Source organism: Haladaptatus cibarius D43 (assembly GCF_000710615.1).
In the GTDB taxonomy this organism is placed as follows: domain Archaea; phylum Halobacteriota; class Halobacteria; order Halobacteriales; family Haladaptataceae; genus Haladaptatus; species Haladaptatus cibarius.
The window spans coordinates 143,165-169,623 of record NZ_JDTH01000001.1 but is presented as its reverse complement, the minus strand read 5'-3'; the positions used below and the strand labels follow the sequence as shown (position 1 = coordinate 169,623).

29 protein-coding genes and 1 pseudogene are annotated in these 26,459 nt (G+C 56.8%); 17 read left to right on the top strand and 13 right to left on the bottom strand.

The window, feature by feature from the left end; all coding sequences use genetic code 11:
• Window positions 1-7 precede the first annotated feature (7 nt).
• Window positions 8-877: a DUF7351 domain-containing protein gene (locus tag HL45_RS00880; RefSeq protein ID WP_049969233.1), complete on the bottom strand. Its 870-nt coding sequence runs from the start codon at window positions 875-877 to the stop codon at window positions 8-10.
• 109 nt (window positions 878-986) lie between these two features.
• Here HL45_RS00880 and HL45_RS00875 point away from each other — a divergent pair, with 109 nt between their 5' ends.
• The gene (locus HL45_RS00875) at window positions 987-2,210 is read left to right on the top strand and encodes an MFS transporter (protein ID WP_049969232.1); all 1,224 of its coding nucleotides are present in this window, start codon (window positions 987-989) and stop codon (window positions 2,208-2,210) included.
• A 47-nt stretch (window positions 2,211-2,257) separates the two neighbouring features.
• Window positions 2,258-3,622: a phosphoglucosamine mutase gene (gene glmM / locus HL45_RS00870; protein ID WP_049969231.1), complete on the top strand. Its 1,365-nt coding sequence runs from the start codon at window positions 2,258-2,260 to the stop codon at window positions 3,620-3,622.
• 20 nt (window positions 3,623-3,642) lie between these two features.
• Here the strand turns inward: glmM and HL45_RS00865 are convergent, their stop codons facing one another.
• The 7 genes and pseudogenes from HL45_RS00865 to HL45_RS00845 form a co-directional block, all read right to left on the bottom strand.
• The gene (locus HL45_RS00865) at window positions 3,643-4,755 is read right to left on the bottom strand and encodes a DUF7118 family protein (protein WP_049969230.1); all 1,113 of its coding nucleotides are present in this window, start codon (window positions 4,753-4,755) and stop codon (window positions 3,643-3,645) included.
• Between the two features lie 9 nt (window positions 4,756-4,764).
• Window positions 4,765-5,160, bottom strand: coding sequence for a phosphoribosyl-AMP cyclohydrolase (gene hisI / locus HL45_RS00860; protein ID WP_049969229.1), 396 nt, complete (start codon window positions 5,158-5,160; stop codon window positions 4,765-4,767).
• A gap of 58 nt (window positions 5,161-5,218) precedes the next feature.
• Window positions 5,219-5,419, bottom strand: coding sequence for a hypothetical protein (locus HL45_RS21540; RefSeq protein WP_233274651.1), 201 nt, complete (start codon window positions 5,417-5,419; stop codon window positions 5,219-5,221).
• A complete protein-coding gene (locus HL45_RS21535; RefSeq protein ID WP_233274693.1) occupies window positions 5,404-5,712 on the bottom strand; it encodes a polysaccharide deacetylase family protein in 309 nt (102 codons plus the stop codon). Before HL45_RS21535 ends, HL45_RS21540 begins: the two co-directional genes overlap by 16 nt.
• A gap of 58 nt (window positions 5,713-5,770) precedes the next feature.
• Window positions 5,771-6,091 (bottom strand): annotated as a pseudogene (locus HL45_RS21530) (polysaccharide deacetylase family protein); the annotation flags it as partial.
• A 91-nt stretch (window positions 6,092-6,182) separates the two neighbouring features.
• Window positions 6,183-6,860: a uracil phosphoribosyltransferase gene (gene upp, locus HL45_RS00850; protein ID WP_049969228.1), complete on the bottom strand. Its 678-nt coding sequence runs from the start codon at window positions 6,858-6,860 to the stop codon at window positions 6,183-6,185.
• Between the two features lie 92 nt (window positions 6,861-6,952).
• Window positions 6,953-8,185, bottom strand: coding sequence for a GTP-binding protein (locus tag HL45_RS00845; RefSeq protein ID WP_049969227.1), 1,233 nt, complete (start codon window positions 8,183-8,185; stop codon window positions 6,953-6,955).
• Window positions 8,186-8,306: 121 nt separating this feature from the next.
• On the opposite strand from HL45_RS00845, the gene HL45_RS00840 reads away from it, so the two are divergent.
• The 3 genes from HL45_RS00840 to HL45_RS00830 all read left to right on the top strand — a co-directional run bounded on the left by HL45_RS00840 (window position 8,307) and on the right by HL45_RS00830 (window position 11,478).
• The gene (locus tag HL45_RS00840; RefSeq protein ID WP_049969226.1) at window positions 8,307-8,603 is read left to right on the top strand and encodes a hypothetical protein; all 297 of its coding nucleotides are present in this window, start codon (window positions 8,307-8,309) and stop codon (window positions 8,601-8,603) included.
• Window positions 8,604-8,624: 21 nt separating this feature from the next.
• Window positions 8,625-9,599: an ArsA family ATPase gene (locus HL45_RS00835; RefSeq protein ID WP_049969225.1), complete on the top strand. Its 975-nt coding sequence runs from the start codon at window positions 8,625-8,627 to the stop codon at window positions 9,597-9,599.
• 118 nt (window positions 9,600-9,717) lie between these two features.
• Window positions 9,718-11,478, top strand: a complete 1,761-nt coding sequence (locus tag HL45_RS00830; RefSeq protein WP_049969224.1) for a carbon starvation CstA family protein — start codon at window positions 9,718-9,720, stop codon at window positions 11,476-11,478.
• Between the two features lie 22 nt (window positions 11,479-11,500).
• Here HL45_RS00830 and HL45_RS00825 read toward each other — a convergent pair whose 3' ends face one another.
• On the bottom strand, window positions 11,501-12,124 hold the full coding sequence (locus HL45_RS00825; protein WP_049970035.1) for a hypothetical protein: 624 nt from the start codon (window positions 12,122-12,124) through the stop codon (window positions 11,501-11,503).
• A 105-nt stretch (window positions 12,125-12,229) separates the two neighbouring features.
• On the opposite strand from HL45_RS00825, the gene HL45_RS00820 reads away from it, so the two are divergent.
• The 4 genes from HL45_RS00820 (at window position 12,230) to HL45_RS00805 (ending at window position 15,288) form a co-directional block, all read left to right on the top strand.
• A complete protein-coding gene (locus HL45_RS00820; protein ID WP_049969223.1) occupies window positions 12,230-12,994 on the top strand; it encodes a class I SAM-dependent methyltransferase in 765 nt (254 codons plus the stop codon).
• 25 nt (window positions 12,995-13,019) lie between these two features.
• Window positions 13,020-13,244 (top strand): hypothetical protein, encoded by a 225-nt coding sequence (locus HL45_RS00815; protein ID WP_049969222.1) that lies wholly within the window; start codon window positions 13,020-13,022, stop codon window positions 13,242-13,244.
• 108 nt (window positions 13,245-13,352) lie between these two features.
• Complete coding sequence (locus HL45_RS00810; protein WP_049969221.1) at window positions 13,353-14,042, top strand: DUF5828 family protein; 690 nt, start codon at window positions 13,353-13,355, stop codon at window positions 14,040-14,042.
• Between the two features lie 58 nt (window positions 14,043-14,100).
• Entirely contained in the window at window positions 14,101-15,288 is a 1,188-nt protein-coding gene (locus tag HL45_RS00805; protein WP_049969220.1) for an inorganic phosphate transporter, read from the top strand.
• Window positions 15,289-15,309: 21 nt separating this feature from the next.
• Here the strand turns inward: HL45_RS00805 and HL45_RS00800 are convergent, their stop codons facing one another.
• Both HL45_RS00800 and HL45_RS00795 read right to left on the bottom strand, forming a co-directional pair.
• Entirely contained in the window at window positions 15,310-15,960 is a 651-nt protein-coding gene (locus HL45_RS00800) for an IMPACT family protein (protein ID WP_049969219.1), read from the bottom strand.
• An 83-nt stretch (window positions 15,961-16,043) separates the two neighbouring features.
• Complete coding sequence (locus HL45_RS00795) at window positions 16,044-16,547, bottom strand: ACT domain-containing protein (protein WP_049969218.1); 504 nt, start codon at window positions 16,545-16,547, stop codon at window positions 16,044-16,046.
• A gap of 101 nt (window positions 16,548-16,648) precedes the next feature.
• Between HL45_RS00795 and HL45_RS00790 the strand changes: the two genes are divergently transcribed.
• The 6 genes from HL45_RS00790 to HL45_RS00765 all read left to right on the top strand — a co-directional run bounded on the left by HL45_RS00790 (window position 16,649) and on the right by HL45_RS00765 (window position 23,504).
• Window positions 16,649-17,218, top strand: a complete 570-nt coding sequence (locus tag HL45_RS00790) for a putative glycolipid-binding domain-containing protein (protein ID WP_049970034.1) — start codon at window positions 16,649-16,651, stop codon at window positions 17,216-17,218.
• Window positions 17,219-17,489: 271 nt separating this feature from the next.
• Complete coding sequence (locus HL45_RS00785) at window positions 17,490-18,431, top strand: ABC transporter ATP-binding protein (protein WP_233274650.1); 942 nt, start codon at window positions 17,490-17,492, stop codon at window positions 18,429-18,431.
• Window positions 18,432-18,706: 275 nt separating this feature from the next.
• Window positions 18,707-19,279, top strand: a complete 573-nt coding sequence (locus tag HL45_RS00780; protein WP_211250812.1) for an ABC transporter permease — start codon at window positions 18,707-18,709, stop codon at window positions 19,277-19,279.
• A gap of 145 nt (window positions 19,280-19,424) precedes the next feature.
• On the top strand, window positions 19,425-19,874 hold the full coding sequence (locus tag HL45_RS00775) for a hypothetical protein (RefSeq protein WP_049969215.1): 450 nt from the start codon (window positions 19,425-19,427) through the stop codon (window positions 19,872-19,874).
• 217 nt (window positions 19,875-20,091) lie between these two features.
• A complete protein-coding gene (locus tag HL45_RS00770) occupies window positions 20,092-20,274 on the top strand; it encodes a hypothetical protein (protein ID WP_049969214.1) in 183 nt (60 codons plus the stop codon).
• Window positions 20,275-20,366: 92 nt separating this feature from the next.
• Window positions 20,367-23,504: a type 2 lanthipeptide synthetase LanM family protein gene (locus HL45_RS00765; protein ID WP_049969213.1), complete on the top strand. Its 3,138-nt coding sequence runs from the start codon at window positions 20,367-20,369 to the stop codon at window positions 23,502-23,504.
• An 86-nt stretch (window positions 23,505-23,590) separates the two neighbouring features.
• On the opposite strand, the gene hisB is transcribed toward HL45_RS00765, so the two are convergent.
• A complete protein-coding gene (gene hisB, locus HL45_RS00760) occupies window positions 23,591-24,178 on the bottom strand; it encodes an imidazoleglycerol-phosphate dehydratase HisB (protein ID WP_049969212.1) in 588 nt (195 codons plus the stop codon).
• A 101-nt stretch (window positions 24,179-24,279) separates the two neighbouring features.
• Here hisB and HL45_RS21040 point away from each other — a divergent pair, with 101 nt between their 5' ends.
• The gene (locus tag HL45_RS21040; protein ID WP_162833831.1) at window positions 24,280-24,456 is read left to right on the top strand and encodes a hypothetical protein; all 177 of its coding nucleotides are present in this window, start codon (window positions 24,280-24,282) and stop codon (window positions 24,454-24,456) included.
• Here the strand turns inward: HL45_RS21040 and hisA are convergent.
• Window positions 24,453-25,175 (bottom strand): 1-(5-phosphoribosyl)-5-[(5-phosphoribosylamino)methylideneamino]imidazole-4-carboxamide isomerase, encoded by a 723-nt coding sequence (gene hisA, locus HL45_RS00755; RefSeq protein WP_049969211.1) that lies wholly within the window; start codon window positions 25,173-25,175, stop codon window positions 24,453-24,455. The two genes, HL45_RS21040 and hisA, sit on opposite strands and share 4 nt — an antisense overlap.
• Window positions 25,176-25,251: 76 nt before the next feature.
• On the opposite strand from hisA, the gene HL45_RS00750 reads away from it, so the two are divergent.
• The gene (locus tag HL45_RS00750) at window positions 25,252-26,439 is read left to right on the top strand and encodes an inorganic phosphate transporter (protein ID WP_049969210.1); all 1,188 of its coding nucleotides are present in this window, start codon (window positions 25,252-25,254) and stop codon (window positions 26,437-26,439) included.
• The last annotated feature ends 20 nt before the right edge of the window (window positions 26,440-26,459 follow it).

The window sequence follows — 26,459 nt, the reverse complement described above, 5'->3', positions numbered from 1 at the left end:
ATTTCGATTATCGCGTGACTTCGGTCGAAACGACGGTTCCTTCGTCGTCGAACGTCAGTTGGAGTTCTTCGTTTTCGAGCGGGATTCGCAGTCGAAGTCGGAGTGGCTTATCAGAAACGACGCCGAGATATTCGTGGTGGAGCGCCCAATCGAGGTTCCACGATGGGATAGACGCAATATCGACGCCGTGGGACGCGTGAAATCCGACGACTTGAGGATGGTCACGGACGAGCAGACCGAGCGGGAGGTTCGACATCGCCCAGCATTCTCGACAGGTCACGCGGAGTCGATACGGTACATCGCCGATACTGAGGGATGGATTGGCGTCGGTCAATTCTCCGTCCATCTGGGAACCACATTCCGGACACGTCCGCGCGAATGCGAGCGCGTTCCACCGACGAGTCCACGCGTCGAAGGCGGAGAGGAGGTCGTCCCGACGGGTGGTCGGAGCGGGCGGAAACGGATTGTGGAGGAGTTCCTCGCCGCAGTCGGCACAGGAGATGCAGATTCGCTCGTCTTCGTATCGCGCGATGAGGGATTCGGCGTGGCAGTTGTAGCACGTTCCGGGTGCCGAAAGGGTGGTTCCGTCCGCTTGTTCCGTGAAAATTCCGGCGGTCAACGCGCTTGCGACTTTCCGCCCGGCGTAGGTGAGCGTGTACCCATCCGCGGTTTTCCGGACGTACTGCCCGACCAGTCGCTGAAGGTGGTAGTTGAAATTTCCACTGTCGCGCACGCCGACGCGTCGTTTGAGTTCTGCGTATGAAAGTGCGTGCTCGCCCTCGCGGAACGCCTGTTGGAGTTCGTATATCATCGACACCCGGCGCTCGTTGCCGATTGCGGCGAGCGCGTCGGCGGGGTCCGGACGGGCGTCGTCCATGTGGAACGGTTCGTCGGTCGGATGTATATCTCTCCCGAAAAGATGTCAGTATTCTATGTGCAATTGCTTGCGCAGAACGGTTTCAGAACAGCAGTGTCTTTGCTTTCCTGTGTGGGATTTGAGTCGAAATATCGGGCTTTACTACGCCTACAAGGCGACCAAAGCGGTCGAGTTCTACCGCCCGATAATGTATCTCTACTTTCTCTCGCTCGGCGTGGATTTCACCGCTATCGCGCTTCTCGAAGGGATTTACAACGTCACGACCGTTCTGGGGGAAATTCCCACGGGCTACGTCGGCGACCGAATCGGGCGCAGAAACAGCCTGCTCGTCGGAACCGGAATTATCACGGTTACGCTCGTCGGAATCGGCTTCGCGGAAACGTTCCTCGAACTCGCCGTGCTGTACACCTGCTGGTCGATGGGATACAACTTCCGGTCGGGAAGCGACGACGCATGGCTTTATGATACGCTCGCAGACGAACTATCGGAAGACCGATTCGCACACATTCGGGGGCGGGGACAGTCCGTCGCCCTGCTAGTCGGCGTCGTCGGCAGCGTTGCTGGCGGTTATCTCGGCGACATCGACCTCTCGTATCCGTTTCTAGTTGCAGCAGTGGTATCGGGCGCAGGGATTCCGATTCTGTTGAGTTGGGAAGAACCGGCGAGTTACGAGGAAAGCGACGCCGATGAACTCGGCCTGCGGGAAGCGGTCGGCGTCATCGGCGAGACGCTTTCACACCCCAGATTGCGTTCGTTCGTAGTGTACTACTTCGTCCTGTTTTCTGCGGTTTCGTATCTCGTCTTCATGTACGTTCAGCCGGTTCTCGAAACCGTTCTTCCGCAGATTGGGGTTCCACAGGGTGAGGTCGAACCGCTTCTGGGCTGGTTTTACGCGGCTATCAGCCTTCTTTCGGCCGGGTTGAGCTATCATACCGGAACGATTCGGGAGCGTGTCGGACTCCGGCGCTGGTTCCTCGTGATTCCCTTCGTCGTCGGAATCGGACTCATCGCGCTTTGGACGACGCCGATTCTAGCGATTCCGGCATTCCTGTTCGCTCGCGGAATTTCCGAAACGACGCGCTCGCTGGCCTCGCAGTACGTCAACGATAGAATCGACACCCTTGGACGAGCAACCGTGCTCTCCGCACTTGCCATGGTGAGTTCCGTGACGGTCATTCCGTTCCAACTCGGGAGCGGCGTGATTTCGGACGTAACGTCGCCGCTCACTGCGCTCGCGGCCGCTGGCGGGGTGTTGATAGTCGGTTCGTTCGTCGTCCTGGCGTGGGAATCACCGGTCAAAGCGGTCACGGGACGCCCGGCAGAGGCGGAGTAGCACCGGTATTCGGAATCTCTTTGAACACAGAATCCGCAGAACCGCATATGAAGGTGTTCGGGTCGAGTGGAACGCGAGGGGTCGCAAACGACGAGTTGACCCCCGAGTTCGTGCTCAAGATTGCGAAAGCGGCAGGGACGGTGTGGCGCTCCGACCGAGTCGCTCTCGCCCGAGATACGCGGGCTACCGGCGACATGCTCGCCGACGCCGCCGCCAGCGGGTTGGCCAGTATCGGAGCAGACGTGGACCGACTCGGTGTCGTGCCGACGCCCGGGGCACAGGCCTACACGGAACGAGAGGGCGTTCCGGCGTTGATGATAACCGCGAGTCACAACCCGCCGGAGTACAACGGCGTGAAACTCATCGGCGAGGACGGTATCGAACTCGCCGTCGGGAGTTTAGAGCGCATCGAAGACAAATTCCTGACCGAAGCGTTCGAAGAAGTTCGCTGGAGCGAAACGGGACACAGCCACCACATCGAAGACGCCCGCGACTGGTACGTCTCGCAACTGCTCGAACACATCGACACCGAGAAAATTGCCGACGCGAACCTGACCATCGCACTCGACCCCGGACACGGAGCAGGGTCGCTCACCTCGCCCGAATTCTTCCGAAAACTCGGCTGTGAGGTCGTCACGGCGAACAGCCAACCAGACGGTCACTTCCCCGGACGCAATCCGGAACCGGTTCCGAAGAACCTCCGCGACCTCGGCCGATTGGTCGAATCGACCGACGCAGATGTCGGAATCGCACACGACGGGGACGCAGATCGCGCCATTTTCTACGACGAAAACGGCGACTACATCGAAGGCGACGCCACACTAGCCGCGCTCTCCGCCGCACAACTGGAACCCGGCGATGCTGTGGTTTCTGCAGTCAACGTCTCTCAGCGCCTCGTGGACGTGGCCCGCGAAACCGGTTCGACGCTCGAACTGACGCCAATCGGCAGTACGAACATCATCACCCGAATCCGCGAACTACAAGACCAGAACGTCTCGGTTCCGGTCGCTGGCGAGGGCAACGGTGGCATCTTCTTCCCGAACTATCGTCTGACCCGCGACGGAGCCTACACCGCAGCGAAGTTCCTCGAACTGCTGGTTGACCGAACCGCCAGCGAAGTCGTAGAGCCGTACAGCGGCTACCACAACATTCGGACGAACATCTCGTACACGACGGACGCAGAACACGACGCTCTGCTTTCTGCAGCCGAGCAAAAGGCGGAGGAGTCCGACGCGGAGTTGAACACCCGCGACGGCTACCGACTCGATTTCGGCGATGCATGGGTACTCGCGCGACCCAGCGGCACCGAACCGATAGTTCGAATCTACGCCGAGGCACGTGAGCAACACCGCGCCGAAGAGCTTTCCGAAGAGATGGAAGACACGCTGAGAATTGCAAAAGCGAGCGTCTGAAGTCGAATCTTGTGTCGGGTTTATCGCTTCGGATAATCCGAGAGCGCGTCGTTCAGTTCCGTTTTTCGCTCACGAATCTGTCGTAGTTTGTCCTCAACAGCACCGCGGGCGAGTCGCTCCCGTTCCTCGTCAGTCAACTCTGCCCGTGCTTGTGCCGCGATTCGTAGCGTGTCGAACCGCGAATCGTGCGTGAGTCGCTGGACTTCACGGAGGCGAGCGACCGCTTCCGCGGGCGCGAAGCGGTCTGCAACGCGAATCGCTTCTTCACACCACCAACGGAGTTCGTTGGCGGGGGCTGGCGGCCAGCCAATAAGGAGTGGGTCTGCGTCGAGTCGGTCGAGATACGTTTCGTTCGTGGAGACGGCGCGTTTCAGTTCAGCGGGGTCGGAGACGTAGTGGTCGAGTTTTGACCGGGAGTAGCGGGCGAGTTGGAGTAAATCCGGGATCGACTTCTCGCCAACCTTGTTTTCGAGCAGGTGGCTTCTGAGTTCCTCCGGCGGCGAATCGAACTCGACCAGCGGATACTGTTCGGTTGCGGTGAGAAAGTGCATCACCCCCCGGGCGCTCGAATCACGTTTGAACGCGACGAAGGCAGACGAAATCGCGTCGTCCGCGGCTTGGATTGGTTCTCTTAACTCCTCCGTCGGGGCGTCCAAGTCGGCTTCGCCTAACTCCTGTAGCCGTTCCAAATCGTCAATTTTGTCGTCCAGTTCGGCGATTCTGTCGGCGACGGAGCGGCGCACGTCGTGGTATCGCTTTTTGGCTTCCCGGCGTTCGTCGAGGGAAGATGCGATTTCGTCGGCGGGTTCGAGCGTCTGCCGAATCCGGTCGAAATCGTCCTCGCTGAGGCGTCGTTTGTCAGAAATGTCCTCCGCCCGTTCGAAGGACTCGCGGGCGGGCAGGTCGTCGGGAAGGTTTTCGACCAAATCCGCGAATTGGCCTTGAAACTCCACAAACGACTTGAAATCACCGGTTCCGGTGGCTTTGCCTTCGTACCGACTGAGCAGTTTCATCGCGCGGTCGTGGGCGTCGGCGACTGCCTCGATTCGTGTTTTTCCGTGCTCCGAAACCGCAGATTCGGCCTCTCGGCAGGCTTCGTCCGCGTTCCGGAGGTCAGTGAGTAGGTCGCTCATAGCACTTCGTTATCCGTAGACTTCGTCCGGGTCGTACACCTTCTCCGCGACGACTTCGGTTTCGGCGGTTTCATCGTCATTCAGTTCCTCAATTTGGCGGTAGAAGCAGGATTCATAGCCTGTGTGGCAGGCCCCGCCCTCTTGTTCGACGAGGTAGAGAAACGTGTCGCCGTCGCAATCGACACGAACGCCTTGGACATGTTGGACGTGGCCGCTGGTGCCGCCTTTCTTCCAGAGTTCGTCCCGACTTCTAGAGTAGTAGTGTGCGAGGCCGGTTTCGACGGTTTGCTCGACTGCTTCGGGCGAGACATAGGCCAGCATCAGCACGTCACCGGAGTCCGCGTCTTGGGCGATTGCAGGGAGCAGGTCGGAGTCATCGAATGCAAGCGCGACTTCATCTGTCATAGTTGAGCGAAGGTAGTGGTACGGAATAGGCTTTTTCGTGAGGAACGCGGCAACCGAATCAGGTTCCCATCACTTCCAAAACGTCGCGCTCGCCATCCCAAATTTCCGTTATGACCGTGTCCACATCGGCAAATTCGACGCCCGGTTTCGTCTGCATGTGCTGAATCAACTCCTCCAATCGTCGCGACCGTGGCGGTTGTCCGATGACCTGCGGATGCATGGCGAGGGTGAAAATCCCGTTTTCTACGTTCTTGTACATCCAATCGAATTGGGCTTTCTAGAGGTCGAAAACAGCTCGTTCGTTCGCGTATCCCACAAAATCGACTGTTCCCAGACGAACATCAGCACCGGGAAGTCGGCCCGCTTCCACGAAATCGGGATTTCGATGATGTCGGTCGAGTCACCGAGTTCGAAGGGGTCTGAATCGGGTGCCTTCCAGTTTCTGCGGAGATGGTACGGCGCGAAATCGTTGCCCATCTGGCTCGAATCCCATTCGAAGCCAAGTTCCTCGATGATTTCGAGCGTGTGATCCGAAAACTCCCACGCAGGCAAGCGAAATCCGGTTGATTTCCGTCACGTCCTCGATGTTGGAAATCGCGCGTTCGTATTCGGACTGCTCCGCTTCCTTGCTGTCGAAGGAGGCAGGATTGACGTGCCGCCAGCCGTGGCACTGCACGTCGTAGCCTCGGTCGTGAACTTTTCCGACGCGGTCGGGAAAGCTTTCTATCGTGTGCCCGGGGACGAGCCACGTCGCCGGAATGTCGTGTTTGTCGTGCAGGTCGAGGAGGCGCGTGGGTCGGCGCGCCGACCCACGCGCCGTAGATTCCGCGGGACAGTTGTGTCGGTGCGTCTGACGTCCCGAAGGTGTGTATCCAGACGGACACTGCGTCGAAATCGTAGGTCGGGCAGACGGTCGCGTTGGCCATCGCAAACGGAGACGACAGAAAGTGAAATATTTCTATCTCATTCGTGAGCCGTCGCTGATGGTTGGATTAGCGAGGAAAAGTCGGATAGCGAGAGAGTTACGTCGTGCGGAACGCGCGGTCACCTGCATCGCCCAGTCCGGGGACGATGAAGCCGTCGTCGTTGAGTCGGTCGTCGATACTCACGGTCAGCAAATCTGCTTCCGGAAACTTCTCGTGAACGTTGAGCAGGCCGTCGGGGGCGCTGACCGCCGAGAGAACGAAGAAGTTCTCGGGATTCGGTTGCTCGTTCAGGACTTCTTCGAGAACTGCGCACATCGTGCTCCCGGTTGCGAGCATCGGGTCGGCCACGATAACCGTATCCTTCTCCGTGATTTCGGGGAGTTTCACGTAGTCGATGGTGATGGGGAACTCACCGTCCTCGTTCATTCCGGCGTCCTCGTTCCGACCAGCGCTGATGACACCCTGTTTCGCTCGGGGGAACGCCTTCAGCAGGCCTTCGACGAACGGCGTCGCGGCGCGCAGAACGTTGATGATGACGACGTTGTCCAGTCCTTTGACGCGCTCGCCGGTCGTTTCGGTGAGTGGCGTGTTGATTGAAACGTACTCCGTATCCATCGCGCCGTCGATGATTTCGTAACCACAGATGCGGCCGAGTTTGACGAGGCCCTTGCGGAAACCGACTTGTTCCGTGTTCTCGTCTCGAATCTTCGAGAGCGTGTCCTTCGCCATCGCGTGCGTGATGAGGTGGGCGTCACCTCGCTGCTCGATAGTCATATGCGATTCGTGCGTGGCGAGTGGCTATAAGCTAACGATACGGCCGAAGCATCGGGAGGATTTGACACGGGACGAAAACGCCGCACTTTCGATTATTCGCCGAAGGTCAGCAGGCCGTTTTCGGACTGCGGAAACGGATTTTCGAACTCGTCCCACTCCGCGTCCATCTCCTCGTCAGTCAGTAAGCAGTCGTCCAGTCGGGAGGGAATCGTCTCCTCGTCGAAGTCGGTTCCGATAAAGACGAGTTTCGTTTCGCGGTCGCCCCATTCATCGTCCCAATCGAGGTCGGAGCGATTGTCGCGGTAGAGCTTCTGGTCAATTTCGGGAAGGCTCGCAATCCACTTGCCCGCGGTTTCGACGCGGGCGGACGACCCGGCTTGGCCGTACTTCATGACCCACTCTTGCCCGGCGAGCCAGAACGTCCCTTTCGCCCGGATGATGCCGTCGGGAAGCGATTCGAAGAAGTCGGCGAGTCGTTCGGGATGGAACGGTCTTCGGCGGCGACACGCGACTGACGACACGCCGTAGGTTTCCTCGGGATGGCGGTGGGCGTGATTGTGGCCGGACGTGTCATCAGTGTGGTCAGTGGAATGGTCGTGGTCGCCAGCGTGTTCCATCGCTCGTTTCCACCCCGCCGAATCGCTGACTGCATCCCTGTCGAACAGCCCGCGTTGAAGGACTGCGTCGGGAGAAATTTGCCCGTGTTCGGTTCGAATCAGTTCCGCCCGGGGTTGAAGTGCGCGAAGGGTCGCCTCGATTTCGTCCAGTTCCTCCTCGGAAACGAGGTCGCATTTGTTGAGCACGAGCACGTCACAAAATTCGATTTGCTCGATGACGAGGTCGGAAAGGGGGCGCGTTTCACCATCCTCCGTTTCGGTTCGTTCGACCGGCGAGTCGCCGTCGAAGAAGTCGCGGAACTGGCGCGCACTGACGAGGGTAACCGTCGTATCCACGTCGTATCGGGCCGCGGCGCGCGATTCGGTCGTGAACAGTCGGGCGACTGGGGCGGGTTCGCTGATGCCGGAAGATTCCACGACGAGGGTGTCGAACTCCCAGTCGCGGGCGAGTCGGCTGACCTCGGTTCGGAGGTCGTCCTGCAACTCACAGCAGATACAGCCGTTTGAGAGTTCTGCAACGCCGTCTTCGGCGGTGAGTTCGGTGCCGTCCTGTATCAGTTCGGCATCGACGTTTATCGTGCCCATATCGTTGACGAGCACTGCGATGTCCCTGTCGCTGCTTTCGCCGAGGAGGTGGTTGAGCGTCGTCGTCTTACCTGCGCCGAGATTACCGCTTAGAATCGTGACCGGGATTCGACCCTTGCTCATCTGGTACCGCGTCGCACGAACCGGAGCGTCTTAAACGTATCCGCAGAAGGAGACGGTTTGCTTCGCTCGTCGTCCTTCCCCGACCCGGTTGCTTAAATAGCGAGGACAACACTGTGGTAGTATGTCACTAGCGGACAAAATCGAGACGTATCGGCGGCACGTCTCGGAGTGGCTTCGCGGCCTCTATCACGGGATGATTTCTCACCCGGCGTATGAATTGATAGAGAAAGAAGCCGAGGACGTAGAGGACGAATTCATGCTCGCGTGCTTTCCCGACGTGTTCGGCGTCCCGAGTCCGATTTCGTACTACACCGCCGAACTGCTTCCGTATCTGACTGACGAGTTCGAGGCGTGGGAACGCCGGATGTGGGACCGCGAATCGCTCATCGAACGCAAGGGTCAGCAGTATCACTTCTAGCACGATGGAGAGAGTTCTACCATGAAGAAGTTCGTTTTCTTCGGCGGGAAGGGTGGCGTCGGAAAGACAACGGTTTCCAGCGCCTACGGCCTCAAAAGCGCGAATGCGGGGCTGAAAACGCTCGTCGTTTCGACCGACCCGGCACACAGCACCTCCGACGTGTTTGACCAGCAGTTCGGCGACGAACCCGCCCCGGTCGATGGCCACGACAACCTCTGGGCGATGGAAATCGACCCCGAACAGGAGGTCGAAAACCACCTGATGGAGATTAAACGGGCGATGGGCGACCAAGTGAGTCCGGGGATGGTCAACGCAATCGACCGGCAAATCGAGATGTCGCATCAGACGCCCGGCGCGCACGAATCCGCGCTGTTCGACCGATTCGTAGACGTGATGCAAAATTCCGAAGAGTACGACCGCGTTGTATTCGACACATCGCCGACAGGTGGGACGCTTCGACTGCTTTCACTGCCCGAGTTCCTCGAAGGGTGGATAGAACGCCTGCTTCACAAGCGCAAACGAAGCATCGACCTGTACGAGAAAGCGGCAATCGGTGGCCGAGAACCGCGACGAATGGCGGAAGGCGACCCGATTATCGCCCGCCTGCAGGAACGAAAAGAGATGTTCGAGTTCGCTGGCGAGGTGCTTCGCACCGAGTCGGCGTACTTCCTCGTGCTCAATCCGGACGAGTTATCGATTCGTGAAACGAGTCGTGCTGTGGAAGAATTGACCGAGTACGACCTCGCCGTCTCCGGACTCGTCATCAACAAGGTCACACCGGAACCCGACGCGGACGAATCCGGAAGAGGCGCGAAATACCTTCGTGACCGCTGTCGAACCGAACGCGAGCGAATCGAGCATATTCGAGACGCCTTCGAGGAACCGGTCGTCGCGGTTATCGAATCCCGTGTCGAGGAGGTGAAAGGCTCGTTGCTCGCAGACGTGGCAAAAGGGTTAGATGTGGCTGTGGAAACGACACCGAAATCTGCCGGATAGCTGTTGAATGAAAGGGGACATTGTCACAGAAAGCGGCAAGTCAAACGCATCATACTGCGAAGAGCTAAAATAACACTTATTATCGTTCGTCATATTTTGAGCCATGAGGCATAATACCATGGCGACCGCAATCATATGGCTAGTACTCGCCGTTCTCGTGCTTTTTACTGTCGGATACGTCGGCTATTCGCGCTATCTCGCGCGGTTCGTCGATTTGGACGACAGTCGTGATACACCAGCACATAAGTACGAAGACGGCCAGGAGTACGTTCCGGCGAAGAAACCAGTATTGTTAGGACACCACTATTCGAGCATCGCGGGCGGCGCACCCATCGTCGGCCCGATTACGGCAGGCGTCATCTGGGGATGGGTGCCTGCCCTGCTGTGGATTGCCATCGGCAATCCACTGATGGGCGCGGTTCACGACTTCATTTCGCTATCGAGCAGTCTCCGACACGAAGGGAAGTCAATCGGGTACATCATCGGCGAATACGTCGGGGAAGGCGGGAAGAACATGCTGTTGTGGTTCGCGTTCTTGACCATCATTCTCGTCGTCGGCGTGTTCGCGTTCGTCGTCGGCGTGGTCTTCGAGGCGTATCCGAGTGCCGCGACGGCGAGCATCCTGTACATCGCCCTCGCGATGATTTTCGGGGTGTATCTGTACCAACTCGACTTACCGTTCATTCCGGGAACTGTCGTGTTCGTCACAGGTGTGTTCGCCAGCGTCTACGTCGGGATACAGTACCCGATTCAACTCGCCGCGACGACGTGGGTTCCGATTATTCTCGTGTATGCGTTCATCGCGAGCGTCCTCCCGGTTTGGACGCTTCTGCAACCGCGTGACTATCTGTCGTCGTTCCTGCTGTACGCAGGGGTCGGCGGCGCGCTTCTTGCGATTATCGTCGGGACGCTCGGAAGCACGATGGGTATCGGTGCGATTACGCCGACTCAACCGCTCACCGTCAGTCTCGACGCCTACAGCGGATTCATGGGTGTGACCGGGCAACCGCTGTTCCCGGTGCTGTTCATCACCATCGCGTGTGGTACCATCAGCGGGTTCCACTCGCTGGTGTCGTCGGGAACGACGGCGAAGCAACTCAACCGCGAATCCGACGCCCGAGTCATCGGCTACGGTGGCATGCTCGGTGAAGGACTCCTCGCGGTTCTCGCGCTCTCGACCGTCGCACTGGTCGGCATTACCGTGGAGGGCGGCGGTGTCGGCCAAGCACTGCCGAACTTCGCACAGGGCGGCGGCATCATGCTCACCAGTTTCGGCCTGCCACAGAGTTACGGCGAACCGTTCATGGCGCTCGTGATGGTGAGTTTCCTGCTCACCTCCACCGACACGGCGCTTCGCCTCGGTCGATACATGTTCGAAGAAATCGTCGGCACGCCGGAAACGACCGTTCAAAGCGTCGGGGCGAACCGGTACGTCAACGCCGGATTCCAGTGTGCCATCGCGTACGGACTCGTCGCAACCGGAACGTGGTCCGACCTCTGGCCGCTGTTCGGCGGCGCGAACCAACTGCTTGCCGCACTCGCGCTCCTGACGGCGACGGTCTGGTTGGCCAACTGGAGCAAGAACAAGCAACTCATCAGCACCGGGGTGCCGATGGTGCTGATGACGGTCGTCACGATTTGTGGTCTGCTCTATCTCGCCCTCTACCAGAACTTGATACTGAAGTTCGTGCAGGGTAACTGGGGTGACGGCGGTGCCACCGTCGGAACCATGGTTTCCGCAGGATTGCAGATAGGAATCGCGCTCACGCTCATCGGACTGGCGCTCTCGCTCGTCTGGAAGGGGTACAAGAATATTTCTGCAGTCCGACAAGAGCGCCCCGGAACGCCAGTCACGGACGGAGGTGAGTCCGACGACTGAAAGAGAAATGGCGTTCTAAACTTTACCTGAATCGGCGCACGACGCGCGACAGCAGTCCGGATTTTTGCGGTTCGATTCGTTGCCAGAGCACGAACGCCTGACTCACGTCGGCGTTCGCGCTGGCGACGATGTCCTCTCTTTCGGGAGCGACGACGACGAGATTGATTTCGTAGCGACCGTAGTAGCCGTACTTGAGCAGTGTCCGGTCGCGGAATCCCGAGACGAACTCTCGAACGTCGTCCGGAATTTCGGGCACGATTACGACGAAAGTGAAGTCCGTGCCGAAATGCTCTTCGTCCGCGTCTATCCACTCGTCGGCGAGTTCGTGGCCGAACTCGCCGAGCGTTTCGAGGTCAGAAATTCGAACCGAATCGGTTCGGCGGACGAACAGATGTTCGACCGAGGCGTGATTGGCGTAGTTGAGCGACTCGTGGAAGAAATGTTTCCGATTCTCCATCAGCAGTTGGCCGTAGAGCGTGAACTGCTGGCCGTGAACCGAATGGGATTTCTTCAAATCGTAGTTGACGAACAGTCGGTCGCTTACCCTGTCCACGTATTCGTCGTCCCAGTCGGGAACGTCGGGTTCCTCTCGTGTCTCGGAATCGTCCCGTCGAGCCGAGTCGTGTGACTCGATACCGCCATCCATGCTCAGTCCGTTGGTCGGAAACGATAAATATCCACTGTTGGGACGTGCGTCGGTACCGAGGATCATTATATTGTTATTATAAATGATGGTGTGTGACACACTGTGATGAGTGCAGACCCACTTGGCAAAGCCATACTCGACTACCAACGAGGGGGATTGCGCGGCGACTGCCGATACCGAGATGGTGCGGACAGCCAAGACAGTCATATCCGCGAAAACTACTTCACGCCGAGCGCGGAGTGGAGCGACGAGTGGAAAAGCCGTCTCAACGCGCTCGACTCTCCCATCGTGGATGTCGGTTGCGGTTCCGGCCAGTACGCCGAATTTCTGCAAAAATCGGGCGAAGTCGTCGCAATCGACGTCAGTCCGGGGGCGGTCGAGGCCGCCACGGAACGCGGCGTCGAAGACGCCCGCATGATGGATATGCTCGAATTGGAGTTCCCGCGGGACGGATTCCAGTCGGCGCTCGTCAACGGAACCCAAATCGGGCTGACACAGTCGCTCGCTGGCGCGCGCGACTTTCTCTCCGACCTCGCTCGAATCACGGACGAGGACGGCGTCACAATCGTAGACAACTACGACCCCACGAAGCTCGACTCCGAGAGATTTTTCGGCTACCGACCCGACCCGCGACGTGGTGTGGCACACCGGACGTTTCACGTCGAATACGTCCGGGACGGCGAGCGTGAAGTCGGGCGAAATCTCCATTTCGTCCTCTTTTCGCCGGAGAGACTACGAGACGTGACGGTCGGGACGCCGTGGCGAGTCGCAAAAGTGGACGCAGACGGAGTCTACTACAGGTCGATTCTGCGAAAACGAGCGCGAAAGAGAGACGAAAACGAAGGGAAACAGAACAGGGATAACACATAACACGCCGGAATCCGTATCGAGATTCATGGGTGGAAAACGAACGGAAGCGTGTGGCAGATGCGGCCTGTCGTCCGTCGTGGACGCCGCCTCGGACGAAAACGAGCGCGACATCTACGGCGACGAGCGAATCGAAGTTTCCGAGTCGGAGATGCGAGCGGTCAGCAGGCATACGGAAATTCTCGGCAGAGTGAAAAACGGGCTGAACTCGTTCGCGGAGCGACTCACATACGGAATCGTTCGAGACAAATAATCCATCGACTAGATTCGTCAAATCCTCATTTTGGACTGCGAAACGGTCATTCACGGCCGGATGGCGGCAAGAGATAAAACCCTGCGTGACATACCACCCATCGACCGAATGGAAGAGAGTATCTCTGGCTTCAAACTCCGCGGTAGCTGGGGAGACATCGTCGAGCACGGCGAGCGAATCACGCAGGCCCTTCGTGACGCAGACGTCTCTGGCGCAGCATTCGAAGAGTGGGACGAGTGGCGGCCGAAATCGCACGAGCGACTCGGCGAGGACGTTTCCGAGAAAACAGCCGAGCAAGCGCACGTCGCTGAAGGAAGGGGCGAACAGGCGGGTGAATCGCCGGACGATGACCTCCGGACAGCGGGAGAAAAACTGACTGAATCGTACGAAAAATTAGAGGACGACGACACCGAAGGCGCGATGGACAGGTGGCAGGACTCGGTGAACTACGTCGCCCGCGCCGCGGACTCGGCGAGCAGGAAGGCGATTCGAAAAGTCGAAGATACGGTGTACCAGCGAGTGATGACGCAACTCGCGCCCTACTACTTCGACAACGACCTCGTCAGCGCGAACATCCAACAGACGAGTCGGATGGAAAACGGCGACGAAGGCTTCATCTTCGAGGTGAACGTCAACGACGACGAACTCAAAGACCGGGTTTCGAACCTGCTCACCTCTTACGAGGACGAAATCGACCGCTGGCACGTCGATGTCGAAAAAGAAACGGAAACCGTCGAGGCCGCAGAAGGCGTCGAAGCCCCGAAGCGGGGCGACGGCCCGCGAGCCGACACGACATAAAATATCACACATTTTTGAGTCGGTACACTATTGACGTGCGGGGGTATACTGGCCAGACATGGATGGCGGGTTGCTGACGTTGATTATCGCCGGGTTTGCGAGCCTGTTTATGGCGTGGGCCATCGGCGCAGGGTCGAGTGGTTCGACTCCGTTCGCCCCTGCCGTCGGAGCCAACGCCCTTTCCGTGATGCGCGCCGGATTCCTCGTCGGTATTCTCGGCTTTCTCGGTGCGGCTCTGCAGGGTGCAAACGTTTCGGAGGCGGTTGGACGGGAGTTGATTCTCGGTGTCCAACTGTCGCCACTCGCCGCGACTACAGGACTGCTCACGGCGGCGATACTGGTCGCAATCGGTGTCTTTACCGGCTACCCCATAGCAACAGCGTTCACGGTCACAGGGGCAATCGTCGGGGTCGGATTGGCGCTCGGCGGTGCCCCAGCGTGGGCGAAATATCAACAAATCGTCTCGCTTTGGGTGCTCACCCCCTTCGTCGGTGGGGGAATTGCCTACACAACTGCCAGAACGCTTCGACACGAGGACGTTCCGGAAAAAGTTGCGATTCCGATTCTCGGGGGCGTCGTCGGGCTCATCGTCGCTAACATCGGTTTCGTCTTCCTCGGCCCTGCTGAAGTGAGCGCGTCGATTGCGGAAACTCTCTCCGGGGCGGTTTCGTTTCCCACGGTTGGTGGATTCGATTCAGGAATCGTCCTCGTATCGCTCGCTCTCGCCGGATTGGTCGGGGTTGCACTCAGACGGGAACTCGTCATCGACATGACTCGCGGTCAGCGCCGATTCCTGCTGGCACTTGGCGGACTCGTCGCGTTTTCAGCAGGTGGCAGTCAGGTCGGCCTCGCAATCGGGCCGCTCCTCCCACTGCTAGACCCGTTCTCGATTCCCGTGGTGGCCGTACTCGTCGGTGGTGGACTCGGCCTCCTCATCGGGTCGTGGACTGGTGCTCCGCGGATGATAAAGGCGCTCGCACAGGACTACTCGGCACTCGGCCCACGGCGGTCGATTTCCGCGCTAATTCCGGCGTTCGCCATCGCACAGGCCGCCGTCTTCTTCGGCATCCCCGTCTCGTTCAACGAAATCATCGTCAGCACCATCATCGGAAGCGGATATGCGGCCAGCGACGGTGGCGTCAGCGCGAAAAAAATGATATACACGGTGCTTGCGTGGATTCTTTCGCTCGCACTCGCGCTGGGTGTCGGCTACGGCGTATTCTCCGGGGTTCAGGCGGTGTTCTGAGAATTTTACCGGGATGTTGAATCAGTTGTCCGCATCCGAATCGACATCGGCGTCGATTTCGGCCCGACCACTGGTTGCGCTTTGAAGTCGGTCACAGAGAGCGTCTGTCTCTTCGATTGGCACGCGAACCGAAAACTGTACGTCTTCGCCGTACTCGGCCTCGAACTCTACCTCTTCGCTCTCGATAATTCCGTGAACGGTTCCCGAATCGTCGTAGGTGACCGCAATTCCGAATCGTTCGTGCGGCCGTTCTTCCACAATTTCGGCGACGTCAACCGCCTCCTTGACGGCGCGGGAGTACGCCCGAACCAAACCGCCGACGCCGAGGTTGGTGCCGCCGTAGTAGCGCGTGACGACGGCGGCCACGTTCTCCACCTCACGTTGCTGGAGGACGTTTAACATCGGTTTTCCGGCACTTCCGGAGGGTTCTCCATCGTCGGTGGAATATTCACGGAGGAACCCGACAGCGGCTTCCTCGGCATTCCCGGCCCGAACTCGATACGCAGGCACGTTGTGGGTTGCATCGGGATGACGTTCCTCGATTTGCTCTACGAACGATTCGGCCGTTTCGACGCTCTCGACTGGCGCGACGTAGCCGATGAACTCAGAACCCCGAACTTCGAAGGCGATTTCTCCGTGCCCCGCTACGGTTCGGTACGTTGTGCCACCCATTTTCGCAAAGTTCGGGGTCGAACACCGAAAAGGCGTGGATTTCGAGGAGATGAAAATAGCGAATTGAGACACGAAATCCGCGATTAGCTCAACTGAATCTGCCGGACGAAATCGAGGTTCTTCAGTTCGTTCAACACGTCACCCGGCAGGTCTTCGTCGGTGACGAGGTAGAGGCGCGGGTCGTCCGTGAACTCCGGGTCTTCGCTTATCGTCTGGCGAATCGAGATGTTGTTGTCGGCCAGCAGAGACGTAACAGTGGCGACGATTCCCGGTTCGTCGGCGTCGATGACTTCGATGGTCAGCACCGACAAATCGAGGACGGGGGCCAAATCCCTCAGGCTCGGAATCGAGGAGATGTTTTGGAAAATTCGACGAAGTTCCTCATCCGCCAGAATCGCGTCCGTGGTCGAATCCACGACGCGGCGGTCAACCCCGATTTCGCGGGCGATTTGCGTGTTCGGAATCTCGATACCGCCCGAAACGACGCGCCCCTCGTCGCTCACCGAAAAGCCGCGTTCGAGGAGCAGTCGGATGACCTGCTGTTGACTCGGACTCCCCTCGAACTTCTGCATGATTCTGTCGAACATCCTTGTCAATGGTAGGCGCGCCCGACGATTTAGTCCTGTGGGGTTCGGGGAGTGGAGTTCGGATAGTGGGATTCATCACGTCGTGCTTCGTCGGAGTTTCCATGAAACGACATATCGTCTGGGAGTTAGTCGATGGCGTCAGCACCGAACATCTCACTGTGGAGTTCGATCCCGTCCGCGCGGACGGGGTCGTGGTGGGAGTCGCGGAAGGCGAAGAGGCCAAAGAGCCGTTTCGGGTTCGCTATCGCGTGCAGTGTGACGAATCGGGAATGGTTCAGCAGGTCGAAATCGAAACTCTCAGCGAGAATTTCGGAATCGAACTGGAACACGATGCTGAGGGTAATTGGACGAAAAACGGAGAACCTGCGCCGGAACTCACGGGATACCGTGATGTAGATATTGCAGTGACGCCGTTCACGAACACGATTCCGATTCGGCGGCTGGATTGGGAATCCGGCGAGAGTGAGACGATTTCAGTCGTCTATCTCGACGTACCTGCGATGACTGCGAAAGCAGTCGAGCAACAGTACACCTGTTTGGAACCGGTGGACTCCGATGGTGGTCTGTTCCGGTACGAGAGTTTGGAGAGTGGATTTACTGCTGAATTGCCAGTGGATTCGGATGGTGTTGTAGAAGATTATCCGAGTGTGTTTCGGCGAGCGGAGTTGTAAACAGAAAATTCACTGGCGGTTTTAGCTGGAGTAGGGGATGAATAGGAAGTAAAGGACTACAGTTCGAAATCCTTCGATACTGTCGTGAGGTGTCTATGTAGATTATATTAGAAACCGAATGGTTCTTGTATCCTGATGATTAGAGGATAATTGAATGGATAGTCACCTTAAACATGAGTCGCATGGCGTAGATTCTACAAACGCGGCGAATAGCATACCAGCCGTTGAGGTAGATAATGTACGAAAAGTCTATGGTAGCGGTGACGACAAGGTGACGGCTGTAGAAGGAGTGGATTTGGACATCGAACCCGGAACCGCTGTCGGCCTACTTGGACCGAATGGCGCTGGAAAGACGACAACTATCAAATCACTACTTGGACTGATACTGCCGACGGATGGGAATGCGCGTGTTCATGGTATCGACGTCCACGATAATCCGAAACTTTCCTACCAACAGATAGGTGCAATGCTAGAAGGTGCCCGGAACGTCTATTGGCGTCTAACAGTTCGAGAAAATATGCGATTTTTTGCGGCGCTCGCGGGACACTCTCCAAAAGAACAACAGGAACGACGCGAGGAATTGCTCGAACAGTTCGGACTTACCGAGAAGGCCGACACAACTGTTTTAGAACTCTCTCGCGGTCAAAAACAGAAGGTATTGCTGGCCTGTACGCTCGCACGGGATGCCAGCGTGATTTTTCTCGACGAACCAACGTTGGGTTTGGACGTGGAGAGTTCGCTCGAACTTCGCAAAGAACTCCGAAATCTCGTTACGGACAGTGGTACAACGATTTTGCTGTCGAGTCACGACATGGATGTCATCGAAGAGGTGTGTGACCGTGTCGTTATCATGAACGACGGCCGTGTCATTGCAGACGATACGGTCGAAAACTTACTCGGTGTGTTCGACGCTCAGTTGTACGAGGTCGAAATCGACGATCCATTAGATGCTGATGTCCGTGAAACGCTCCGGACAAAATTCGATGCGAAAAACTTCGAAGAGCGAGCAGACCATTATCGCTTCGAAGCACAGGTCGTTGGAAACGAGTTCTACAGTCTCGTCGAAACACTTCGAAGTGCCGGGCTATCGGTTCAGTCTTTCGACTCGCAGGAACCGAACCTCGAAGAAGTATTCTTACGGATTACGAGCGAGGAACGACAGGAAGCGTCGGCCATCGAAGCAGCGACTGTAGGACACGGAGAAAATCAATGAGTGATACGTCTGTTGATAAGGTCGATTCGCGCGCTGCTATGCTCAAACAACAAAATTCAGTGAGCACGGTTACGCTACTGTGGGAGATTCTGAGAAAACAGTTTACGGTTATGATTCGCTACCGGGCTAATTTTATCATTAACTTATTTACAATTTATCTATTCTTTGCTATTATTTTCTTCGGTGGGCAGGCCCTCGTCAGTCAAGTGACCAGCGGCTCCGGTTCGATGAACTCGACCTTCAACGGGATTATTGTCGGGTGGTTTCTGTGGACGATGGCACAAGGCGCATATGCCGGGCTTTCAGGCGATGTCACTATGGAATCCCAGTGGGGGACACTTGAGCAGTTGTTCATGTCACCGCACGGATTCGGGAAAGTCATGTTCCTGAAAGCGATATCGAACGTCGTACAGAGCATGGTCGTCGGCGGTCTTGTCCTCGCAATGATGCTGGTGACGACTCAGCGCGTTCTGGCCGTCGATGTAGTGACGATTGTACCGATTACCCTGTTCGCGTTGCTATCCGTCGTCGGACTCGGGTTCATTTTCGCCGGATTGGCGCTCATCTACAAGCGCATCGGAAGTATCTCCAATCTCATGCAGTTTGGGATGATAGCTCTCGTCGGGGCCCCGATAATCGATGTTTCATATCTCCGGTTCCTGCCGCTGGTGCAAGGGTCGGCGATGTTGCAGGAGGCGATGCGTTTCGGAACCCGGCTTTGGCAGTTTTCAGCGGTCGAGTTGGGGATTCTCGTCGGAACTGCGTTCCTCTATCTGATAATCGGATATGCCGTCTTCCGATTCTGCTCACGTATCGCGCGAAAGCGTGGCGTAATGGGTCACTACTGAGTGATTCCGTCACATTCCGGAGGCCGGCCGTTGTGGAATCGAAGTTTGTACTATATTAACCAGCAAGGATTTAGTGAGAGTGTAAATAGTATAGATTTTATAAATAAATCAAAAATATTTTAAACCGAGAAAATAATTTAAATACATGAAACGGAGGGCGGCTATTGCAGTTGGACTTCATCTTATCACACTAAGTGGTTGTGTTGCGACCGAGAGCAGCGGTGGAAACCGACTTAACGAAGAAGGCGACATACGCATCTTCATAGATGGTTCCAAATTCGACCTCTCGAAAAAGAAGTTCCAGGCCGAGAGCGCACAGTCCGATTTGATGGCGTTTCACCTCCACGAAGGGGATAATAAATGGTACATGGAAGGCAAAGAGCGGGTGACATTCGCGGAGGCAATCAATAAAATCCCACATTTCAGTTACAAACAGGAAGGAGATAATGACAGCATGACAGTGGATGATGACCGGTACAGCGAGGAAAATCCTGGGACAGAAATCAGTTACATCGCCAATGAGAATGAAGTCGAACCAACTACCTACAAACTGCAGGACGGTGACAACCTCGTAGTCGAAATCACGACCGGGTGAACACAAAGAAGGTGAGAAGCGAGAACGCGGAACATCGTTGAAATTTCGTGTACAAAAGACACCTAATAGGAATTTCGACAGCTTCCTGTCCAGTTATTCAAAATATAATTTAAAATTGGGCTTTTGATTGTGCATATATATTATAAACTTTTGAGTAAATTAAAATGACTTTCAGAATGAAAAGATTTAAGTTATATATTTGAGTTATACAATACGCATGTCCGTTGCAATTGACAACGACACCACGTGTACCGTTGACAAAGATGCGTTCGATGCCGAGTTCGAGGCTATCGACGCACCGGAAGAGAACGAACTGGGTCACACCCGAACGGCAACTGCATCGTGTTACCTTCCGTGCCACACGGCTTCGAAACTGCCGTGCTGTGACACGACGAACTAATCGACATATAGTTCGCGTCGAGAAAACAGACAACTCCCTGTCTACTCGGCGTACAACGGCACGTTATACAACAAATTTTCCAATTCTGTTACATGAAAGAGAGATTCACTGCGGAGGAACACCACGAGATTGCCGGACGCGCCCGAACCATACATGAACGTCTTGACGGGCCATCGAATGACCCCGGAGCGAACCCACCAATCGAACCCGATGAGATACTCGAAAACTGGCGTAAACAGTTCCCGGAAGAGAAGGCATTTCAGGCACGACTCGAACAGAGTGGATTAACGGAGACACGAGTTCGAAACCAGATTGCGGCAACACAGTGGCCTCGTGATGAACCGCTTCCAGACTGGATAGACGAACTTGAGCGGTTGGTGAAATACATCGAGACGAATCGACCGACTGACCTCGGGGCAGTTCCGGATGACGCCGCATTTCCGGAGCTACTGGCAGTCGTCGCAGAGTACGCTCGGGGACAGCTTTCCCAGGAAGTCGTCCTCGACGACGCACTGTCGCCGATGGTTGAAGGACTCGTTTCACAACTGTTCCTCCTCTGCATTCGTCCGTTGTATGTTGAATTTAAAAGTTTCGTTGAACACCACGATTCGGAATTAGCGTACGCCGACCCAGACGACTTCGAGGAACCACCAACCGAATATTACGACCGATTCATCGACGCCATGTTTGAACACGGGTTCAAAAACTTCTGTCTGGAGTATCCGGTTCTTGCACGGCAACTCGTTTACGTGACGACTCACTGGGTCGAAGCAGTCGAGGAAGTCTGTCAGCGTATCGATGTAGACCAAGAGGTACTGCAAGAACGGTTCGGTGTCACAGGTAACGTGACGAAACTCGAACCGCTATCCGACGACGCTCACGCAAAGGGCCGCCTTCCGGTTCGAGTATCGTTCGAGTCTGACGACGTGATATACAAACCGAGGGAGGTTGGCGGCGGTTTTACGCTGTATACGATTCTCCGTCGGCTTGACGAACATCTCTCGACCCCCTCGTTGAAGATACCGACATACCTGCTTCGAGATGATTACGGTTGGATGCAACCCGTCGAATATCAAAATCTTCCCAACGAGGGGGCAGCGAGTCGATACTACGAGCGCGCTGGAGCAATCGCCTGTGCGGCGTATGCACTCAATTTACCCGATTGTCAGTTCGAAAATCTCATCGTTGATGGGGAATACCCGATGATTATCGACGGAGAGACGCTCTTTCACCCGTATATCAATGTGAATGCACAGCCGCATCTCCCCGAAATCTCTGCTGTTGCTTCTCAATCGGTGTTACTGACGCTACTCTTCCCGTGGTCAGTTGGTGATCCGCGAAGGGCACATGAGGAAGATATCGGTGTTTCTCACGCTGGGTTCGGGAGTTCAAGCGAGACGAGATATGGAGAGCGGATGCGTCCGTGGGTCAAAGCGGTCAACACCGACGTAATGTCTGTCGTGGAAAAACAACCCGAAGTTGACCTGAGTACGAACACACCGAGCTTCGATGGCAACGATGAACCGCCGAGAAAACACATGGAATCGCTCGTTCGGGGATTCAGCGAGGCTCACGAGACGATTCGTTCGCTTCATGCCGACGGACGGTTTTTCTCGGACATCGCTCCCCCAGAACTGATCGAAGGAATAGAGAATCGGCTGGTGTACCGTGCAACTGCGCGTTACGGAGAGATTTTGCGCTCGACTGCCGCCAGAAACCCACTCCAAGACGGTGCGCGACTGTCGGTCGAGTTTGAGCAACTCGCGGTACAGTTCTTCGACGAAAACAACGATGCGGAACGATACTGGCAACTGTACGAAGCAGAGCGACGGGCACTTCGAAGACGTGACATTCCGCGGTTCGCATCTCGCCTAAACGAACGGACACTGTATCACGACGAGGACTCGCTGGACGTTTCAGCCGATGCATCGGGGTACGAACTGTGTCGAGAACGAGTCGAAACGATGGACGACAAGGACTTGGCTCGCCAAACATGGCTGATGCAGTATTCGTTCAACCCGGGAACAACAGATGTGGGCACGCCGCCCTCGGCAGAAGTGTCGGAGGAACGCTTCGAATCGGTCGCAAAAGCACTGTTCGATGACGTGCTGGATGCGGGATTCGAAACGGCGAAAGGTGACCGGTGGGTTTCTATTTCCCCGACAAATACAGGACTTGATATATATCCGACAGATCCCTCGCTGTACCACGGTCGAGGTGGAATCGCACTTACCGCGGCGGCACTATACAACGTAACTGGGGAAGACCGATATAGAGAGCGTGTCTCTACGGTTCTCGAACCGGTCGTAGAAAATATCGAACGGGACAGATTCGTCGCTAATCTCGGTGGTATGTTGGGGATTGGAAGCGTGATTTACACACTTTCCATCGTCGCTGAACTACTCGACGACCATACATACAGTACAACCGCCGCGAAAGCAGTCGAACTGGTAACGGACGAACATATAGAAAAAGATCAAACGTTCGATATTCTAGAAGGGACGGCGGGGACAGTACTCGGTCTGCTGGCGTACTACGACCGGTACGGTGGAGAGGATGCCCTCAATCGAGCGATTTCGTGCGGCGACCGGCTACTCGAAGGCCGAACTAACGTAGGAGGCCACCGAGTATGGAAAACGGCGGAAGACAAACCCCCACTCACCGGGTTCTCACACGGAGCCAGCGGAATCGCCTACGCACTTGCAAAACTCTCGGCGAGAACCGGAGAATCGCGGTTCGCCGAGGCCGCGAGAGAAGCACTGGATTTTGAGGCAGAGTTGTACGACTCATCTCAAACCAACTGGGCGAAATCCCACGACGACCACGACTACGTAGATAAATGGTGTCATGGTCGCTCCGGAATCGCACTCGCACGAATTGGAATCAGCGAAGAGATCGGTGACGAGAAACTGCTTGCGGATGCGAACGAAGCGCTTGCGCAAACTGCGAGCGTGGAACCATCGAACATGGATCATCTCTGTTGTGGCAACCTCGGCCGTGCCGAAGTGTTGCTCGTCGGTTCACGCCGTGGGAGTGCAAACCGTGCCGACGCGATTGAACTTGCATCCCGGAGCCTTACTCGACGTGAGCACAATGGAGCACTCTCGATGACTGGCCATTCCGACTCGTTCCACAATCCAATGTTCTTCCACGGTCTGTCGGGGGTTGCCTACACCCTACTCCGGTTGCAAAATCCCGATTTGCTACCGTCCGTTCTCCTGCTTGAGTAATCGAAAACTCTCTCCACGAAGAAAATCCTCGATTCGGCGCTGTAATTGTAAAATCGGATAGTCGCAAACAAGTAGCCGCTAACGGGTTACAAACTCTCTTTCGTACTCGCCACATCACTCCGTCGCTCGTCAATCCGCGTCGCATCGTCCATCGCCCGCGCAGTTGCCTTAAACAACGCCTCGATTTCGTGATGCGCGTTCTCGCCCACAACACCAGCGTGAAGCGTCAATCCGGCGTTCATCGCAAACGAGCGAAGGAAATGTTTGGCCATATGGCTAGTCAAGTCGCCAACCTGCTCCTGCGAAAATTCGCCGTCGAACCGGAATAGCGGCCTGCCGCTCACGTCAACCACGATGTCCGCGACGGCCTCGTCCAGCGGGACTTTTCGGTCGGCAAATCGGTTGATTGCCCGGCGGTCATCGAGTGCGTCGTCAAATGCTTCGCCGAGGGTGATGGCCACGTCCTCAACAGTGTGGTGGTCGTCGATGTGCAGGTCGCCGTCCGCGCGCACAGTTAGGTCGAACAGGCCGTGACGGGCGAAACTGTTGAGCATGTGGTCGAAAAAGCCGATTCCCGTCTCGACGGTGGCGTCACCGTCGCCATCCACGTCGAGTGTCACTTCGATGGTCGTTTCCGCCGTTTCACGGGACACGGCGGCAGTTCGGTCGCTCATAGTCGGATATTCGTCCGCGGCTACAAGGTGATTTTCGTTCGATTCGATTAGAATTGTCTGACGTAAATATATTTATGTAGAGTGCGAAACGACAGATAGGCATGAAACGCGACGTACTGAGCGGGCTGATGATTACCATCGGTATCCTCCTGAGCGGAACAGTTCTTGGGCTGATGCTCGGTGCGCCGATGGCCGCTGCCGGTGGCTTTCTACTAATCGAACCACGACTTGGGGAAGAAACCGACATACTGCACCGAATAGCGAACAAGACCCGTTAGTCCAGCGCATCCCTCGCGTCCGCCAGCGTGAACGCCCCCTGATAGAGCGCACTTCCGACGACGACTGCGGCGGCACCCGTCTCGCGGAGCGTCACTACGTCTTCGACCGTGGTGACGCCGCCGCTCGCCACGACGGGGATTTCGACTGCTTCGGCGACTCGCCGGACGGGGTCGGTTTGAACGCCGTCCATTTGCCCTTCTACGTCTACGTCGGTGAACAGAATCGCACCAGCGCCGAGTTCCTCGTATTTTCGTGCGGCCTCAGCCGGGTCGAGGCCGGTGGATTCTGTCCATCCGGAGACGAGAACTTCGCCGTCTTTGGCGTCGAGACTCACCATCACCGACCCCGGATACTCCTCGCTGATTTCGGCGACGATGTCCGGGTTTTCGATTGCGGCGGTGCCGAGAATAACGCGGTCAACGCCGCGAGAAAGGAGGGAGAATGCATCCTCCGCAGTTCGGATACCGCCGCCGAGTTGGACGTTAACATCGGCGGCGTTCAGGATTGCATCGACAGCGTCGGCGTTTTTTCGCTCGCCGTCGAACGCGCCGTCCAAATCGACGAGGTGGAGCGTTTCGGCACCTTGTGCTATCCACTGTTCTGCGGCTTCCACCGGGTCGCCGTAGGTCGTCTCCGTGCCTTTCTCGCCCTGCACGAGTTGGACGACTTCGCCGTTTTGCATATCGACCGCGGGAACGACCGCGAATGTCGGAAACATACCCAATCGTTAGGCGGGGAGTGGTCTAAACCCAACGAGTCGGTACCGTTTAAGAGGTACAGGAGAATGTAGGAGTATGGTCGAACTCTTGCTTGTCGTCGGTCTCGCCGTCGCGGTATTTGTCGGATTTAACATCGGTGGCTCCTCGACTGGCGTTGCGTTCGGCCCCGCGGTCGGGAGCCAAACCGTCACGAAACTCGGCGCTGCCGGGTTGATGTCCGGGTTCGCCCTCCTCGGCGGATGGACGGTCGGGCGAAACGTCATCGAAACGATGGGTGGGGAAATCGTCAGTATGCAGTTTACCCTCGGGATGAGCGTGGGCGTCCTCTTTTTCGTCGGGATGGCCCTCCTCATTTCCAACCTGTTCGGCGTGCCCGCGTCCACCTCGATGACCGCAGTCGGCGCGATTGCCGGATTGGGGGTCGCAACCGGAACGTTAAACGAAGAGGTGATGTTCGAAATCGTTTCGTGGTGGCTCATCGCTCCCGTCCTCGCGTTCTGGCTCTGTGCCGTCATCGGGCGATACCTCTACCCGTATCTGGACGTGTGGTTCAGACTCGAACAATCCGAAGGGCCGCTGTTCGAATTCAACCGCGTTGCGTCGATTCCGTATCCGACCGTCTCGGCAAACGCGACGAGAAAGGAACTGTTCGTGACTGTTCTCGTGGTCGGAATCGGCTGTTACATGGCGTTCTCTGCTGGCGCATCCAACGTCGCCAACGCCGTCGCGCCGCTCGTCGGGAGCGGCGCGATTGGGGAGAGCGAAGGTGTTCTACTCGCCGCGGGCGCAATCGGTCTGGGTGCGTTCACTATTGCACGCCGAACCCTCGATACGGTCGGGAACGACTTGACCGACCTTCCTCTCCTCGCGGCGCTCATCGTGGAAGTCGTCAGCGCGAGCCTCATCACGTTCCTCTCGCTCATCGGGATTCCAGCCAGTCTCGCGGTGAGCGCGACCATGTGCATCGTCGGACTCGGGTGGGGTCGGGCGACTCGAACCGTCCGAATTTCCGACGCCGCCGCCGTCGCTGTCCGCGGACGCGGAGAAGATGAAGAGAAAGGCCCCGGTATGTCGGTCAACGCGCTGACCGCCGAGCAGAAAGAGGTGACCAAAATCGGGGAAGAAGACCCAGATACTCTCGACGCCAGCGACCTGTTTGACCCGTCTACGACTGCTCGCGTCGTTGGACTGTGGATTCTCACCCCGTCGATTTCCGCAATCGCGTCCTACCTCCTGTTTACGTTCGTTCCGCTCTCCGCGTGAGTCGTTCCTTGTTCATAACG